Source organism: Streptomyces spinosisporus, assembly GCF_022698145.1.
Taxonomy (GTDB): Bacteria; Actinomycetota; Actinomycetes; order Streptomycetales; family Streptomycetaceae; genus Streptomyces; species Streptomyces spinosisporus.
This window is the reverse complement of the sequence record NZ_JALDAX010000019.1, coordinates 127,927-142,912: the sequence shown is the minus strand read 5'-3', so window position 1 is coordinate 142,912 and position 14,986 is coordinate 127,927. Positions and strand designations below refer to the sequence as shown.

Below are 14,986 nucleotides of genomic sequence, written 5' to 3'. Positions count from 1 at the left end.
GTCAGACGAGTGTGGCCGCGCGGATGCGGGAGGCACATCGCTCGGGCCTGATCTCACCCGGGTGACTTCTGTTCAATGTTCAGTCGGGTGTGCGTGGCAGCAGCCCCGGTGCTTCACCCATGGCGGGTGAGGACTGGCCGTCCGCATCCGCGGCGGCCGGGATCCACTGCGCCCCGGTCCGGGCGCGGTACGCGGCGACCGCGGCCTCGATCGTCGGGAAGAAGTGGGCCGGGTCGATGGTCCGGGTCAGCCCATAGCGCTCGATCTTGCGCCGGACCGGGTCCTTGAGCTCGGCGAACACCAGACTCACCCCTTGCGCGTCGAGCGCCTCGTCGAGCTCCTCCAGTTCGTCGGCCGCGGTGGTGTCCACGTCCGTCACGGGCTCGGCGGCCACCAGCACCCACACCGGCTGCGGCTCACGGCGGGTGAGCCGCATGATCTCGTTGCGGAAGGCCTTGGCATTGGCGAAGAACAGCGGTCCGTCGAAGCGGTGGATCACCAGGCCCGGCAGATGCTCGGCCGTGGGGTAGGAGCGGATGTCGTGGTAGCCGGGCAGGCCCGGCACCCGGCCCAGCACGGTGTTGTAGGGCCACCAGGCACGCCGGAAGACGTTCAGGATCGACAGCCCGACGGCGACCGCGATACCCGGCAGCACCCCGAGCAGCGCCACGCCGAGAAAGGCCGCCATGCACAGCAGGAACTCCGCCCTGCGCTGGTGCCACAGCCGTCGCGTGCCCGCGATGTCGGCCAGCGACAGCGAGGCGGTGATCACGACGGCGGCCAACGCCGGCTGGGGCAGGTCGCGGAAGAGGCCGGGCAGCAGGACGAGCATCAGCACGATCAGGCCCGCCCCGACGCTCCCCGTCAACTGGCTTCGGGCGCCCGCCCGTTCGGCCACCGCCGTGCGTGATCCGCTGGTGCTGACGGGAAAGCCCTGGAACAGTCCGGCCGCCGCGTTGGCCGCGCCGATCGCCGTCATCTCCTCGTTGCCGCGCACCTCCTGGCCGGTGCGGGCGGCGAACGCCGAGGCGTTGGAGATGGCGTCGGCGAGGGACACCAGGGCGATGCCCAGCGCTCCGGCGCACAGCGGACCGAGATCGCCCCACCCCACCTGCGGAAGGGTCAACGGCGGGAAGCCCTGCGGCAGTTCGCCCACCAGGCTCACGCCGTGCCGGCCCAGGTCGAGGACCGAGGTCGCGGCGATCGCCGACACCACCATGACGAGCACCGCGGGCACCTTGGGCAGCCACCGCTGCAGCACCAGGATCAGCACGATCCCGGCGACGCCCACCGCCACGGCCGCGCCGACCGTCTCGCCGTCGGCCAGGCCGCGTACGAAGGCGCGGGTCTCGTCGACGAGGCCGTCGGCGTCGGTCCTGAAGCCGAAGAGCTTCGGCAGCTGCCCGATCAGGATGGTCAGCGCCAGCCCGTTCATATAGCCGATCATGGTGGGCTTGGAGATGAGGTCGGCGATGAAGCCCAGCTTGCACACCCCGGCCAGGATCGTGAGGGCGCCCACCATCAGGGAGAGCATCGAGGCGAGCGCCACCGCCCGGCCGCTGTCACCGCCGGACGCGATCAGCGGCAGGATCGTCGCCGCGATCATCGGGCCCAGCGAGGAGTCCGGGCCGAGCACCAGGATCCGTGACGGTCCGAAGACCGCGTACGCCAGCAGACAGAGCACCGACGTGTACAGGCCGGTGATCGCGGGCAGGCCCGCCAGTTCCGCGTAGGCCATGCCCTGCGGGACCAGCAGCGTGGTCAGGACGGTGCCCGCGACGACGTCCTTGACCAGCCATGCGCGCCGGTAGGCCAGGAGCGCCTGCCCTCCCCCCCGGCCTGTTCTCCTTCAGGGCCGCGCCTTTGCGGCTAGTAGGACTCGGAGTCGGGCTGCACCACGCACAGCGCCCAGATGATGAAGCCGTACAGCGCGATCAAGGTCACGGACCACAGCGGGGCGTACGGGATGTCGAGGAAGTTGCCGATGATCAGCAGCGCGGCGACGCCCACGCCCATGATCCGCGCCCACTTTTGCATCACGACCAGGCCGATGCCGACGGCCATCGCGACGACGCCGAGGCCCAGATGGATCCAGCCCCAGCTGGTCAGGTCGAACCTGAAGACGTAGTGGGGGGTGTTGATGAAGACCTCGTCGTCCGCGATCGCCATGATGCCGCGGAAGATGTCGAGCATGCCGCACATGACGAGCATCACCGCGGCGAACATCGTCAGACCGCTCGCGGCCGCCCGCACTCCCTCCGAGCGCTGGTGCTGCGTGGTGGTGGTCATGGCAGGACCTCCGTCCTGGGGTCGGCCGCCGGTGGCGGCACTTGTTCCACACCTACTCCGGGCACGTACTGCGGGCGTCACCTCGCAAGGGTGAGGACGGGTGGGCGGTCGACAGGGGGCTGTTGGAACGGTGTGGCTTGGTGTTGCGGATGGGGTGTGCGGGTGGGGTGCGTTGCGGATGGGGTCCACGGGTCAGAAGTGGTGGTAGCGCACGGCGCCGGCCACGATGACGTCCTGGAGCGAGGCGTGACGCCGGCTGAAGGGGATCCAGAACAGGCCCACGGGAAGGGCGATGCACAGCACGGCCCGCAGCAGTGCGCGGGTGATGCCGAGCAGCCGGCCTGCGCGGTCGGTGACGCGCAGCCCCAGCAGCCGGTCGCCTACGGTGCCGCCGGTCACTGTCCAACTGACGGCCAGGTAGAGCACCGCGACGGCCCAACCGAGCACACCCGTCAGCCATGCGGAGAGGTCGGGCATACGGAAGGGCGGCCCGGTGACGAACAGCCGCACCCCGCCGAACGCGAGCTGCGCGCCGAGGCCGATGCCCACAACCACGACCACGTCGACCAGGGCCGCGAGACAGCGCGACACGACTCCCGCGGTGTCGCTCCGGGGCTCGGCGCCCGGACGCGCCACGGCCACGGCCCGCTCCGCGGCGCGGGTCACGGGGGCTGCCCATGCGGCGGTACGAGACCGTCGACGCGTTCGGGAACTTCGGGAACCACGCCGGGCCGATGCAGCAGCCGATCGGCGACGCGATTAACCATCCGGTCGGCCCGCATACTCCTCACCCGCAGCGCATCCACCGTCTCCTCGGCCATGCCCCCGCCGGTCTCCCGCACGATCCGCCCCAGATCAATCTCCTCCAGGACAGCCCGAACGAGCGCAACCAGATCGACCCGGTCGATCACAGCGTCCACATCCACCCGAGCAACAATCCGATCGACATCGATCCCCGCAACGACTCGGTCGACGTCGACACGTTCCACGACTCGGTTGACGTCGATGCGGTCGGCGACCTGGTCGACGTCGAGCCGCGCCGCGACTTCGTTCACGTCCACCCGCCCCGCGATCCGTTCGACGTCCACTCGGTCGGCGACGCGGTTGACGTCGATGCGGTCGGCGACTTGGTCGACGTCCAGTCGTGCGGCGATCGCGTTAACGTCCACCCGCTCGGCTACCTGGTCGACGTCCAGCCGCGCCGCGACTTCGTTTACGTCCACCCGTCCCGCGATCCGTTCGACGTCCACTCGGTCGGCGACGCGGTTGACGTCGACTTGGTCGGCGATGAGGTCGGCATCGACTCGTTGGGCGACCCGGTTGACATCGATGCGGTCGGCGACTTGGTCGACGTCGAGTCGTGCGGCGATCGCGTTTACGTCCACCCGCTCGGTGACCTGGTCGACGTCGAGCCGTGCGGCGACTTCGTTTACGTCCACCCGCCCCGCGACCCGCGTCACGTCCACCCGGTCGGCCACGCGGTCGACGTCGAGCCGGGCCGCCACCTCGTTCACGTCCACCCGCCGCGCGACCCGCGCGACGTCCACCCGGTCGGCCACTCGGTCCACGTCGACCTGGTCGGCGATCAGGTCGACGTCAACCCGGCGGGCCACGCGCATCACGTCGATGCGGTCGGCGATCCAGTTGACGTCGAGTCGTGCGGCGATGAGGTTGACGTCGATGCGGGCGGCAAGTGCGTTGAGGTCGAGGCGGTTCAGGATGGGGGCCGTCACGGCGGGGATCAGGCGGTCGGCGAGGGCGCCCGCGGCCCCCAGTGCGTACCGTGCCATCCGTTCGGCGGCGTCGAAGGGGTTCACGAGGCTGAGCCTGGTCATCTCTGCACCGCACCACAGCCCGAGCGCGGCCGCCTCATCCGCTACGGGTGATCCGGGCACCGGGGGCGCGTGCTCCACCGGGCTCTCGTGCTGCTCCGCCGACACGTCACCCCCATGCCGCTCCGCAAGCGCGCCCGTGCCGCTCTGCCGGTGCTCCCGTGCCGCTCTGCCGGTGCTCCCGTGCCGCTCCGCAAGCGCGCCCGCGCCGCTCTGCCGGTGCTCCCGCGCCGCTCCGCAAGCGCTCTCGTGCCGCTCCGCCGACACGCCACCCCCCATGCCGCTCCGCAAGCGCGCCCGTGCTGCTCTGCCGGTGCTCCCATGCCGCTCCGCAAGCGCGCCCGTGCCGCTCTGCCGGTTCCCCCCCGCGCCGCTCCCCAGATGCCCGCTGCTCCAGACCCGCGCCCCACTGCCCCGGTGGGGTGAAGATCACAGCGTCCAGGGCGCATCCCCCCACCCGGCGCTGAGTACCGTGAGCGGGTGCCGAAGCGCAAGAACACGTTCTCATCCTGGCGGCGAAGCCTCATGCAGCGCGCCGTCCATGCGGGCTGGGCCTGGGTGCAGCGCACCGGTTCGGTCACCGCGGAGCACCCGGGACGCTTTCGCTTCGGCGCGCTGGGTGTGCACACCAGGCTGGCCTTCCCGCTCGGCACCGTCTTCGGCGAGCCCTGGATCCACCTGGGCGCCCACTGCATCGTCGGCGAACAGGTCACCCTGACCGCCGGCCTCATGCCCGACCTGGACCTCGGCGCCGAACCCATCCTGCGCATCGGCGACGGCGTCGTCCTGGGCCGCGGCAGCCATGTCATCGCCGACACCTCGGTCACCATCGGCAGCGACTGCTACTTCGGGCCGTACGTCTACGTCACCTCCACGAACCACTCCTACGACGACCCGCACCAGCCGATCGGCAAGCAGTGGCCGCGCATGGAACCCGTGGAGATCGGCCCCGGCTGCTGGATCGGCACCGGCGCCGTGATCCTGCCGGGCGCGCGCATCGGACGGAACGTCGTGGTGGCCGCGGGCGCCGTGGTCCGGGGCGTCGTACCCGACCACGCCGTCGTTGCGGGCGCACCCGCCCGGGTCGTACGCCGCTGGACGCCCACGGAGGGCTGGCAGCCCCCGCTGCGGACCCCCGCCCCGGTGCCGATACCCGACGGCGTCACCCCCGAAGAGCTCCTCGCCCTCTCGGAGTTGGACGAGGAGACGGTGGCGAGGCTGGCGCAACTGGACGAGGAGGCGGCGGCCAGGCTGGCGGAACTGGACGCCGAGGGCTGACGTCCCGTCGGCCGTCGCGCGCCGCGCGCCCGGTCACTTGACCGCGTCCTCGACCGTGTCCCGTACGTCGAGGACTTCGTCCGCGCCGGTGAGCTCCAGGATGCGCCGGAGCTGTGGTGCGGGTGCGGCGATGCCGAGTGACGTTCTCTGATGGATGCGGAGCAGCAGATTCAAGAAGGTCGAGTCCGCGAACGTGAGGCCTGCCGCGTCCACCACGACGCGCTCGCGCTTCTCTGCCGCCGTCTCCAGCGCCTCTTCGATGGGTGCGATGGAATTGGGATCGTAGTCACCGTTGGCGACGACGACCCAGGCGCCCGCCCTCTCGTACTGGACGACCTCGGGTCCGGTCGGCGCGTGTTCACTGAACTGCATGCGTGTCTCCGAGCTGTGTCCGGCGCTTTCACTCAGTGACGTGGAGGTTCAGTCTTCGCGACAGCTCGCCCTGGATGTCCGTCGCGAGATGACCGGTTCTGCCCCAGGCAACGACGAGCGCCGCCACATGGCGGAGCTTGATGTTGGTGCTCATGGACGTTTCGCGGAGGACGTCCCAGGCCTCGTCGGACGAGAGCCGTCCGACCGCGATCAGCACGCCCGTCGCGCGATCGACGACGGCGTGTGACTCCAAGGCGTTCTCCAGTTGCCCGAGTTTGGACTGAAGATCGTGGATCTGCGCACTCTGGGCCTCGACGACCTGCTCGGTCCCCGAGGTTGGTTCGGCATCGTGACGCACGGCGGGCTCCAGGGTCCAGGGATCCACGACGGTTCATTCATCGTCTCTGCCCCTCCCGTGAGTGCCGTACACGCGGGGCAGCCGTCGGGGCAGCAAGGCCACCACCCGATGCCGCTGCTCCCCCACAAGGATCAGCCCGTCGCAGGCCGAGCGCATGCTGAGCTGTGGGTTTTGTTACAAAGACAAGATTGTCAGCCCGTGGCCAGCAGCAATGTGCCGATCAGGGCGAGTCCGGCGCCCGCCGTCTGGATGGCGAGGAGCCGTTCTCTGAGGAAGCCGCGGGCGGCCAGGGCCGTCACCACCGGGTAGAGCGAGGCGAGGACGGCGGCCACGGTGACCGGGCCGTGCTGGGCGGCGACCGAATACGTGCCGTTGGCCGCCACGTCCGCGAGGCCGACGAAGGCGAACGCGGGAAGGGAGGCCCAGGGGAAACCGCCCTCCGGGAAGGCTTCGGCGCCGCGCCTGACGGAGGCGTACAGAGCGATGCCGCCCGCGGCCACGTTCGTCACGCGTTGCACGAAGAGGGCGAGGAAGAGCCCGGTGACGGTCGTGGAGGCCTCCGCGATCAGCGCGAACACCGTGCCGAAACCGCCCGCCGCGACCAGCGTGAGCAGCACGGTCCGCCGCTGCACGGAGGCGCCCCCGAGGCGTGGACCGCCCGCGAGCATCACCCCGGTGACGGCGACGGCGATCCCGGCGACCTGCAGCAGACCGGGCCGCTCGCCGAGAAAGAGACCCACGCCGACCGGAACCGCCACGCTCAGCGTGGCGAGCGGCGAGACCACGCCCATCGGGCCCAGGGCGAGCGCCTTGTAGAAGGCGATCATCGCCACCGGTCCCACCAGGCCGGCCGCGAAGGCGAACCACAGCCGCGGACCGGCCTCGCTCCAGCCGCTCGTGGCCACCACGACCGCGCCGAGCACGGCCGCCGCGATCGTCTGCGAGACGACGACCACCGTGAGCGCAGGGGTGCGTCGCGTCAGCATCCCGCCGCCGAAGTCGGCCAGCCCCCACAACAGGCTCGTGGCCAGGGCGAAGAATGCTGTCACGGGTCGCCTCGCAGTACAGTTCGGTGAACGATCGGGTACACCACACCATAGTTCAGTGAAGTGCACCCAGTCATCCATAATATTGGCCTCGCTCGATAAGGACATTGGACGGAACGTGTCGGACCTCGACCTGCTGACCCAGTCCCTGGCGCGCAACGTCAAACGCTGGCGCAACGACCGCGGCTTCACCCTGGACGCGCTCGCCGCCCGCGCCGGGGTCAGCCGCGGCATGCTGATCCAGATCGAGCAGGCCCGCACCAACCCGAGCATCGGCACGGTCGTGAAGATCGGCGACGCGCTCGGGGTCAGCATCACCACGCTGCTCGACTACGAACAGGGCCCCCAGGTCCGTATCGTCCCCGCCGACCAGGCCGTGCGGCTGTGGAGCACCGAGGCGGGCAGCTTCAACCGGCTGCTGGCCGGCACCGAGGCGCCCGGCCCGCTGGAGATGTGGGACTGGCGGCTCATGCCGGGGGACGCCAGCCCGTCCGATCCGCACCCCACCGGCACGGTCGAGCTGGTGCACGTCCTGGCGGGGGAGCTGACGCTCACCGTCGACGGCGTCAAGCACCGCATCCCGGCCGGAGCCAGCGCGTCCTTCGAGGCCGACACCCCGCACACCTACGGCAACGAGGGCGGCGAACCGATGGAGATGGTCATGGCGGTCTCGGTCCCGCCCGTGCGCTGAGGCCGCTCAGGACGTCCTGTTAGCGTGCGGCCATGCGCGCACCCATCGGACACTTCGACATCGCGATCCCGGCCCCCGACGCCCTCGACGAACTGACGGCCCCCGTCGCCGACGCCGTACGGAACTGGACAGGCAGCATCCCCGCCGACCAGATCGTCTACGTCGACACCGACCCGCAGTGGGCCGACACCGCCGTCTTCGTGGAGCACTACGGACAGGAACTGCTGGAGCGGTCGGCGAACTGCGTGGTGGTGGCCGGCAAGCGCGGCGGCGAGACGACCCTGGCCGCGTGCCTCGCGCTCTCCACCACCCGGGTCGACGTCAACGGCGTCGTCCGCCGCCAACTCGGCTCCCGCAAGGCCTCGTTCGCGTCCATGGACACCGCGACCGGCGAGACCGGCATGGAGTACGGCGGCATCACCCCGATCGGACTCCCGGCCGGCTGGCCGATCCTGGTCGACTCGGCCGTCGTCGACCTCCCCCACGTCCTCGTGGGCAGCGGCCGCCGCCGCGGCAAGCTCCTGGTTCCCGGCAAGGCCTTCGCGGAACTCCCGGGCGCGGTGGTCCTGGAGGGCCTGGGCGTCTGACGCCTGCCCGGGCCGCGGGAACCTAGTGCGCCGCGTGATGTGCCAGCACCCGGTGCGGGTCCTCCTGGCCCGGCGCGGGGGCCGGGTCGGCGTGGACCAGGGCCGCGGTCAGCCTCGGCACGGCGTGCAGCAGGGCGTGCTCGGCCTCGACGGCGATCGCGTGCGCGGCCCGTACGGTCGCCTCGCCGTCGACCACCACCGCGACCTCCGCCCGCAGCCGGTGCCCGATCCAGCGCAGCCGCAGCTCGCCGACCTCCCGTACGCCCGGCACCGCGCGCAGCGCCCGCTCGGCGCCGTCCACCAGTGCCGGGTCGACGGCGTCCATCACCCGCCGGAACACCTCACGGGCCGCGTCGCGCAGCACCAGCACGATCGCCGCGGTGATCGCCAACCCCACCAGCGGGTCGGCCAGTTGCCATCCGAGGGCCGAGCCGCCGGCGCCCAACAGCACGGCCAGCGAGGTGAATCCGTCGGTGCGGGCGTGCAGACCGTCGGCGACCAGCGCGGCCGAACCGATCTGCCGGCCCACCCGGATCCGGTACCGGGCCACCCACTCGTTCCCGGCGAACCCGACCAGCGCGGCGAGCGCCACGGCCGGGACGTGCGCGACGGGACGCGGATCGAGCAGCCGGTCCACCGCCGCCCAGGCGGCGAACGCCGCCGACCCGGCGATCGTCAGCACGATCGCGATCCCCGCGAGGTCCTCCGCCCGCCCGTAGCCGTAGGTGAACCGCCGCGTCGCCGCCCGCCGCCCGAGCACGAAGGCGATGCCCAGCGGCACGGCGGTCAGCGCGTCCGCGGCGTTGTGCACGGTGTCGCCGAGCAGCGCCACCGAGCCGGACACCGCGACCACGACCGCCTGCACCACGCCGTGGCGCCGAGGACGGCGAGCGAGACCCACAGTGCGCGCATGCCGCGGGCCGAGGACTCCAGGGCGGAGTCGAGCTTGTCGGCGCTCTCGTGGGAGTGCGGGGTGAACAGGTGGCCGAGGCGGTGCCGCAGGCCGGGGGAGTGGTGGGGGTGCCGATGCGGGTGTGCGTGGTGCTCGTGCCGGTCGCTCACGTGGGTCCCCTTCCGGTGCGCGGCAGTGGACGTGTCGGGCCCACGGAGTCATTATGTGCGTATGAGCGCACGCATGCACCTGTCATCTGCACACGATGCGCAGGAGGCACATCCCCGCAGCCCCGGCGACGAGCAGTTCGCGCTGGCCGCCGAACTTCTCGCACTCCTCGGCGACCGCACCCGGCTCGCCCTGCTGCACGCCCTGACCGGCGGCGAGGCCGACGTCACCACCCTCACGGAGGCCTGCGGCGCGGCCCGCCCCGCGGTCAGCCAGCATCTGGCCCGGCTGCGCCTCGCGGGCCTGGTGGCAACGCGCAAGGAGGGGCGCAGGGTCGTCTACTCCCTGCGCGACGGCCATCTGCGCCGCCTCGTGGACGAGGCCCTGAACGTCGCCGACCACCGCCTCAGCGACCGCCCGCCGCACGACTGAGCCCGCCGTACGACCGAGCCCGCCGTACGCCCGGGCCGGTGCGGTCAGGACGCCGAGCTCTTGCCGAGGTACTGCTCCGCGAACGAGGCGGCCGCCGCCGGGGATTCGAAGAGCCGGCGCAGCCGCGCCAACGTGGTGCCCGCACGGTAGGCGTCGCCCGACGACATGCCGTGGTACACGTCCGACAGCCACTGCGAGAACTCCTGGTAGTCCCATACGCGGCCGAGGCAGGCCGCCGAGTAGCCGTCCAGGCCGCTGCTGTCGCCCTTGGTGAGGTGGGCGACCAGACCGTCGCCGAGCAGGAACGCGTCGTGCAGGGCGAGGTTCATGCCCTTGGCGGCGATCGGGGCGGTCAGATGGGCGGCGTCCCCGGCCAGGAAGAGCCGGCCGAACACCATGGGTTCGACGACGTAGTTGTGCATGTCGAGGACGCGCTTCTCGATCAGCCGTCCCTCGGTGAGCGGCGGGCGGTCGGCCGCCGCGAGCCGCTCCTGCAGCTCGGTCCAGACCCGCTCGTGCGACCAGTTCTCCGGGTCGTCGCCGGGCGGGCACTCCAGGTAGTAGCGGGTGACCTCGGGGCTGCGGGGCATGTGCCCGGCGAAGCCGCGCGGATGGATACCGAAGACCACGCAGTCGCTGGACGGCGGCGCCTCGGCGAGCAGCGCCAGCCAGCCGATGCCGTAGTCCTGCCGCGCGATCCCGGCCTGCGGCGGCAGCACGCTGCGGGTCACCCCGCGCGCACCGTCGCAGCCGAGCACGAACTCGCAGTGCACGAGCTCGCGTTGCCCGCTGACCGGGTCGGTGTACGACACCGTGGGACGGTCGGAGTCCATGCCGTGCAGCTGGACGTCGCGCACCCCGAAGCGGATGGCTCCGCCGCGCACGTCGGCGTACTCGCGCACGAGGTCCGTCACCAGCAACGGCTGCGGGTAGACGAAATGGTGATGCCCCGTCAGCTCGGTGTAGGAGAAACGGTGCCGCTCCCGCTCGACGCGGAACTCGCACTGGGTGTGCAGCTCCGCACGTTGCAGCAGGTTGGCGGCCAGACCCCGCTCCTCCAGTCCGCGGACGGCCCACTCCTCGATGACGCCGGCTCGTGGGCGCCGCTCGATGAACTCGCGCGTCTCGACCTCGAGGACCAGGCAGTCGATCGAGGCGGCACGCAGGATGTTCCCGATGGTGAGGCCGGCGGGGCCCGCCCCCACGATCACGACCGGAAAGCGGGGCCGGGCAGGTGAGTTGGGCGGTGCGGGCGTCGAAGTCACCCGAGCATTATGACGGTGACCCGTCAGTGCGCGGGAGCGTCGGTGACCACGACCTCCTCGATGCTGCGCTCGATCTCCTCCGGCCGTGGGGCGGTCGCCCGGGCCCAGTAGTAGATGACCAGCGAGAAGGCGGCGACGACGAGGATGTCCCACCACAGGCCGATGTTGCCGGTGCCGCCGAAGCTGCCCTGCGCGGAGATGACGCCCATGCCGAGCAGATAGACCGGCAGCCACTGGGCGGCCCTGAAGTCCATCCGCGGGGCGTCGGGCTGGTGGGTGGCGTTGGCCCACCAGGCGTAGCCGCCCAGCAGCAGATAGCCGAGGACGACCGCGACGCCGAGCCGCCACAGGGTGTCCCAGCCGGACCAGTAGATGATCAGGTTGGCCACCACGAAGGACAGCGGGGCGACGACCCGGCCGGCGGGCAGCCGGTACGGGCGCTCGTGGCCCGGCAGCCGCTGCGCGAAGACGCCGTACGCCAGTGGGGCGCCCGCGTACATCAGGACGCTCGCCGAGGTGATGAAGCCGACCAGTTCCTGCCAGCTCGGGAAGGGCAGGAAGCAGACCACGCCGGTCATGAAGGAGACGATCAGGCCGAACCACGGCACGCCGCGGCGGTCGGTGCGGGTGAGGAGCTTCGGCGCGTAGCCGTTCTTGGCCAGGCCGTAGGAGACGCGGGAGGTCGCGGTGGTGTAGATCAGGCCGGTGCCGCCCGGGGAGATCACGGCGTCGGCGTACAGGATGACGGCGAGCCAGCCCAGGCCCACGACCGTGGCGAGGCCCGCCCAGGGGCCGCTGATGCCCGGGTAGTCGAGGTGGGCCCAGCCCTTGGCGAAGGCGCTGTGCGGCAGCGCGGCGATGAACACCACCTGGAGGGCGACGTAGATGACCGCGCCGATCGCGACGGAACCGAGGGTCGCCCGCGGCAGGTCCCGCCTGGGGTTGCGGCTCTCGCCCGCCAGCTGGATGGCCTGCTCGAAGCCCAGCAGGGCGAAGATGATGCCGCTCTCGCTGATGGCGCTGAGCACGCCCTTCGCGCCGAACGGGGCGAAGCCCTCGGAGTGGAAGTTGGCCGGGTGGAAGTTGCCCACCGCGATGACGAAGATCGCGCCCAGCGGGACGGCGATCTTCCACCAGGTCGCGGCGCTGTTGGTGTGCGCAAGGGCCCGTACGCCGAAGAAGTTGACGGCGACGAAGACCGCCATGAGCACGACGGCGGTGAGCAGACCGGACGGCGTCAGGGTCTGGTCCTTGTGCTGCAGGCCCTGCGCCCAGCTCCAGTGGCCGGCGTAGCCGATCATCGCCTCGACCTCGATCGGCGCCACGGTCGCCGCCTGCAGCCAGGAGAACCAGCCGAAGGACAGTCCGGCCAGACCGCCGAAGGCGTAGTGCGGATAGCGTGCCGTGCCGCCGGCGACCGGGAACATGCCGCCCAGTTCGGCGTGGACCAGCGCCAGCAGGACGATGGCCACCGCGCCGATCACCCACGAGATGATCGCCGCCGGACCCGCGGCAACGACCGCCTTCTCGGCGCCGTAGAGCCAGCCGGAGCCGATGATCGAACCCACGGAGGCCCACATCAGACCGATCAGTCCGACGTCCCGCCTGAGGTCGCTGGGACCTCTGGCCTCCCGCACGGGGGTCTGCTCAGTGCTCACCATTTTCTTGGCGACCTCTCACCGTTTGAATAACCTGTTTCAGTGGGTGTGAGGTCGCAGATTAGGTATCAGTGAGCGCGGCGCAGAAGGCCACTTGCGAAGTCTTGACCAGGTCACGGGTGGTTCGTGTACAGGCCATCAAAAGTTCTGTAGCAGGCTCACAGAGAAGGGTTCTGTGGCAGGACCACAAGGACGGTCAGCCCAGGCGCGGTATCTCGATCGCGGGGCAGCGGTCCATCACCATGTCGAGACCCGCCGCGCGCGTGCGGTCGTACGCCGCCTCGTCGATCACGCCGAGCTGGAACCAGACGGCCCGCGCGCCCTTGGCCACCGCCTCGTCGGCGATCGGTCCGGCCAGGTCGCTGTTGACGAAGACATCGACGACGTCGACGTCGAAGGGGATGTCCGCGAGAGACGCGTAGCCCTTCTCGCCGTGGACCGTCTCCGCCTTGGGGTGCACCGGCACGACGCGCTTGCCGAAGCGCTGCAGCACCTTCGCGACGCCGTAGGCGGCACGCCGCTCGTTCGACGACAGGCCCACCACCGCCCAGGTGTCGCCGGACTCGGTCAGGATCTTGCGGACCGTCGCCTCGTCGCCGTACACCGGTGCCTCCCTGAGCCCTGCGTCCTGTGCCTGGAACATCTGCTGTTCAGTCCCTCAACGGCCCGTGCCGGGCGATGATTCCCGTCCCGGTCCGGCTGTTGAATCCCGCCACCTTGTCCGGAATTCGCGCCGGATGCCTGCGCGAGGCCGCCCCCGCGCCTACGCTCACCCCGTGCTGCGCATCACCGACGCCCGAACCGGCGAGCCCGTCGAAGCCGCCCCGGCCCGCCGCGGACTGACCAGGGTCGAAGCCCATGTGCCGGGCTTCGGTGCCGGTTCCCTGCGGGTCGTGCTGGTCGCCGATGTCCTGCTGCGCGCCCTGGAACTGGGCGGCACTCCCGTGTGGGCGGTGCTGAACGCCGAACGGGAGCACCCGCAACTGCGCGCCGGGGTGGCCGCGCTGGGCATCCGGCCCTTCGAGGACCGGCGGGACGTCGGCTCCGGCCTGGGCGAGGCGCAGATCCTCCATGTCGTGGCGGAGGGCGGCGCGCGACCCGACGGCGTGCGGATCGCCGTCGCTCCCGTCCACTCCGAGGAGCCCGGCATCCCGGAGGGCGTCGACCCGACCGCGCTGCGCCTGGCCCTGCTCTCCCGGCGCCGCGACCTGCCGGTGACGCTCGACGCGGCCGCCCTGGATGAGGCGCGGGCCACCCTCGTACGCTGGCGCCGTGCGGTCGCCGCCTGGGCGCAGCGCCCGTCGCGGCCCATTCCCGACGAGGCGCGCGCACGCCTGCGCAGCGCGTGGGAGGACGACTTGGACGTACCCGCCGTGCTCGACGTGCTGACCTGGGTCGAGGCAGAGGACGAGCTGCCGGACGGCGCCCGCTTCGAGACGTACGCCTATGCCGACCGGCTGCTCGGCGTCGATCTCACCCGCGAGCTCGGAACCCTGGCGTGATCGCGCGCGCGGGGGCGGGCCCGCTGCGCCGCCTGGTGGTGCTGCGGCACGCCAAGTCGGCCCGCCCGGAGGGCGTCGACGACCATCAGCGCCCCCTGGCGCCGCGCGGCATCCGGGACGCACCCGCCGCCGGCCGGGCGCTCGCCGAGGCCGACTGCCTGCCGGACCTCGCGCTGTGCTCCACCGCCGTCCGCGCCTTCCAGACCTGGGAGCTCGCCTCGGCCGAGTGGGGCACACCGCCGCCGGTGCGCCACGACCCCCGGCTCTACGGCGCCGACGCGGGCGAACTGCTCGGTGTCGTGCACGAGGTGCCGCCCGAGGTCGAGACGCTGCTGCTGGTCGGGCACAACCCCGGCCTGGAGGACCTCGTCCTCGAACTGGCCGGGGACGGCCTCGACGACGCGATCGAGGAGGTGCGCACCAAGTTCCCCACCTCGGCGATCGCGGTACTGGCCTGGCACGGGTTCACCTGGGACACCCTCGCCCCGGCCACCGCACTCCTGACGAACATGATCGTGGCACGGGGCAGGAAGGGCGGCGGCACATGAGCGTGGCCCGACTGCGCCCCGCCCGGCGCCCACCGGCCGAAGGCCGCCCGTCCTCCCCGCAGGGACGC

Annotated in this window: 16 protein-coding genes and 1 pseudogene; 6 read left to right on the top strand and 11 right to left on the bottom strand. The window is 71.5% G+C overall.

Annotated features, from left to right (window positions below; translation table 11 throughout):
• Window positions 1–79: 79 nt before the first annotated feature.
• The 4 genes from MQN93_RS36140 to MQN93_RS36125 all read right to left on the bottom strand — a co-directional run bounded on the left by MQN93_RS36140 (window position 80) and on the right by MQN93_RS36125 (window position 4,124).
• Entirely contained in the window at window positions 80–1,816 is a 1,737-nt protein-coding gene (locus tag MQN93_RS36140; RefSeq protein ID WP_242712876.1) for a SulP family inorganic anion transporter, read from the bottom strand.
• Window positions 1,817–1,869: 53 nt separating this feature from the next.
• Window positions 1,870–2,289 (bottom strand): DUF7144 family membrane protein, encoded by a 420-nt coding sequence (locus MQN93_RS36135; RefSeq protein WP_242712861.1) that lies wholly within the window; start codon window positions 2,287–2,289, stop codon window positions 1,870–1,872.
• A 192-nt stretch (window positions 2,290–2,481) separates the two neighbouring features.
• Window positions 2,482–2,955: an RDD family protein gene (locus tag MQN93_RS36130; RefSeq protein WP_242712860.1), complete on the bottom strand. Its 474-nt coding sequence runs from the start codon at window positions 2,953–2,955 to the stop codon at window positions 2,482–2,484.
• Window positions 2,952–4,124, bottom strand: a complete 1,173-nt coding sequence (locus MQN93_RS36125; protein ID WP_242712859.1) for a DUF4097 family beta strand repeat-containing protein — start codon at window positions 4,122–4,124, stop codon at window positions 2,952–2,954. The genes MQN93_RS36130 and MQN93_RS36125 overlap by 4 nt, the downstream gene beginning before the upstream one ends.
• Before the next feature lie 477 nt (window positions 4,125–4,601).
• Between MQN93_RS36125 and MQN93_RS36120 the strand changes: the two genes are divergently transcribed.
• The gene (locus MQN93_RS36120; protein ID WP_242712858.1) at window positions 4,602–5,399 is read left to right on the top strand and encodes an acyltransferase; all 798 of its coding nucleotides are present in this window, start codon (window positions 4,602–4,604) and stop codon (window positions 5,397–5,399) included.
• 33 nt (window positions 5,400–5,432) lie between these two features.
• On the opposite strand, the gene MQN93_RS36115 is transcribed toward MQN93_RS36120, so the two are convergent.
• From MQN93_RS36115 to MQN93_RS36105, 3 genes are all read right to left on the bottom strand, one after another.
• The gene (locus MQN93_RS36115; RefSeq protein ID WP_242712857.1) at window positions 5,433–5,771 is read right to left on the bottom strand and encodes an STAS domain-containing protein; all 339 of its coding nucleotides are present in this window, start codon (window positions 5,769–5,771) and stop codon (window positions 5,433–5,435) included.
• Window positions 5,772–5,799: 28 nt separating this feature from the next.
• Window positions 5,800–6,156, bottom strand: a complete 357-nt coding sequence (locus tag MQN93_RS36110) for an ANTAR domain-containing response regulator (RefSeq protein ID WP_242712856.1) — start codon at window positions 6,154–6,156, stop codon at window positions 5,800–5,802.
• 164 nt (window positions 6,157–6,320) lie between these two features.
• On the bottom strand, window positions 6,321–7,178 hold the full coding sequence (locus MQN93_RS36105; RefSeq protein ID WP_242712855.1) for a DMT family transporter: 858 nt from the start codon (window positions 7,176–7,178) through the stop codon (window positions 6,321–6,323).
• 115 nt (window positions 7,179–7,293) lie between these two features.
• On the opposite strand from MQN93_RS36105, the gene MQN93_RS36100 reads away from it, so the two are divergent.
• Both MQN93_RS36100 and MQN93_RS36095 read left to right on the top strand, forming a co-directional pair.
• Complete coding sequence (locus MQN93_RS36100; RefSeq protein ID WP_016434022.1) at window positions 7,294–7,866, top strand: helix-turn-helix domain-containing protein; 573 nt, start codon at window positions 7,294–7,296, stop codon at window positions 7,864–7,866.
• Window positions 7,867–7,898: 32 nt separating this feature from the next.
• Window positions 7,899–8,453 (top strand): YbaK/EbsC family protein, encoded by a 555-nt coding sequence (locus MQN93_RS36095; RefSeq protein ID WP_242712854.1) that lies wholly within the window; start codon window positions 7,899–7,901, stop codon window positions 8,451–8,453.
• Between the two features lie 22 nt (window positions 8,454–8,475).
• Here the strand turns inward: MQN93_RS36095 and MQN93_RS36090 are convergent.
• A pseudogene (locus tag MQN93_RS36090) lies at window positions 8,476–9,515 on the bottom strand (cation diffusion facilitator family transporter).
• 61 nt (window positions 9,516–9,576) lie between these two features.
• Between MQN93_RS36090 and MQN93_RS36085 the strand changes: the two are divergent.
• Complete coding sequence (locus MQN93_RS36085) at window positions 9,577–9,945, top strand: ArsR/SmtB family transcription factor (protein WP_242712853.1); 369 nt, start codon at window positions 9,577–9,579, stop codon at window positions 9,943–9,945.
• A 44-nt stretch (window positions 9,946–9,989) separates the two neighbouring features.
• Here the strand turns inward: MQN93_RS36085 and MQN93_RS36080 are convergent, their stop codons facing one another.
• The 3 genes from MQN93_RS36080 to MQN93_RS36070 form a co-directional block, all read right to left on the bottom strand.
• Window positions 9,990–11,210, bottom strand: a complete 1,221-nt coding sequence (locus MQN93_RS36080) for a 4-hydroxybenzoate 3-monooxygenase (protein WP_037781562.1) — start codon at window positions 11,208–11,210, stop codon at window positions 9,990–9,992.
• Window positions 11,211–11,233: 23 nt separating this feature from the next.
• Window positions 11,234–12,871 carry an APC family permease gene (locus tag MQN93_RS36075; protein WP_242712852.1) on the bottom strand — a complete coding sequence of 546 codons (1,638 nt, stop codon included), beginning with the start codon at window positions 12,869–12,871 and terminating at the stop codon, window positions 11,234–11,236.
• A gap of 193 nt (window positions 12,872–13,064) precedes the next feature.
• Window positions 13,065–13,472, bottom strand: coding sequence for a CoA-binding protein (locus MQN93_RS36070; protein WP_242712875.1), 408 nt, complete (start codon window positions 13,470–13,472; stop codon window positions 13,065–13,067).
• 133 nt (window positions 13,473–13,605) lie between these two features.
• Between MQN93_RS36070 and MQN93_RS36065 the strand changes: the two genes are divergently transcribed.
• Window positions 13,606–14,370, top strand: a complete 765-nt coding sequence (locus MQN93_RS36065) for a hypothetical protein (protein ID WP_242712851.1) — start codon at window positions 13,606–13,608, stop codon at window positions 14,368–14,370.
• Window positions 14,367–14,918: a SixA phosphatase family protein gene (locus MQN93_RS36060; protein ID WP_242712850.1), complete on the top strand. Its 552-nt coding sequence runs from the start codon at window positions 14,367–14,369 to the stop codon at window positions 14,916–14,918. The genes MQN93_RS36065 and MQN93_RS36060 overlap by 4 nt, the downstream gene beginning before the upstream one ends.
• The last annotated feature ends 68 nt before the right edge of the window (window positions 14,919–14,986 follow it).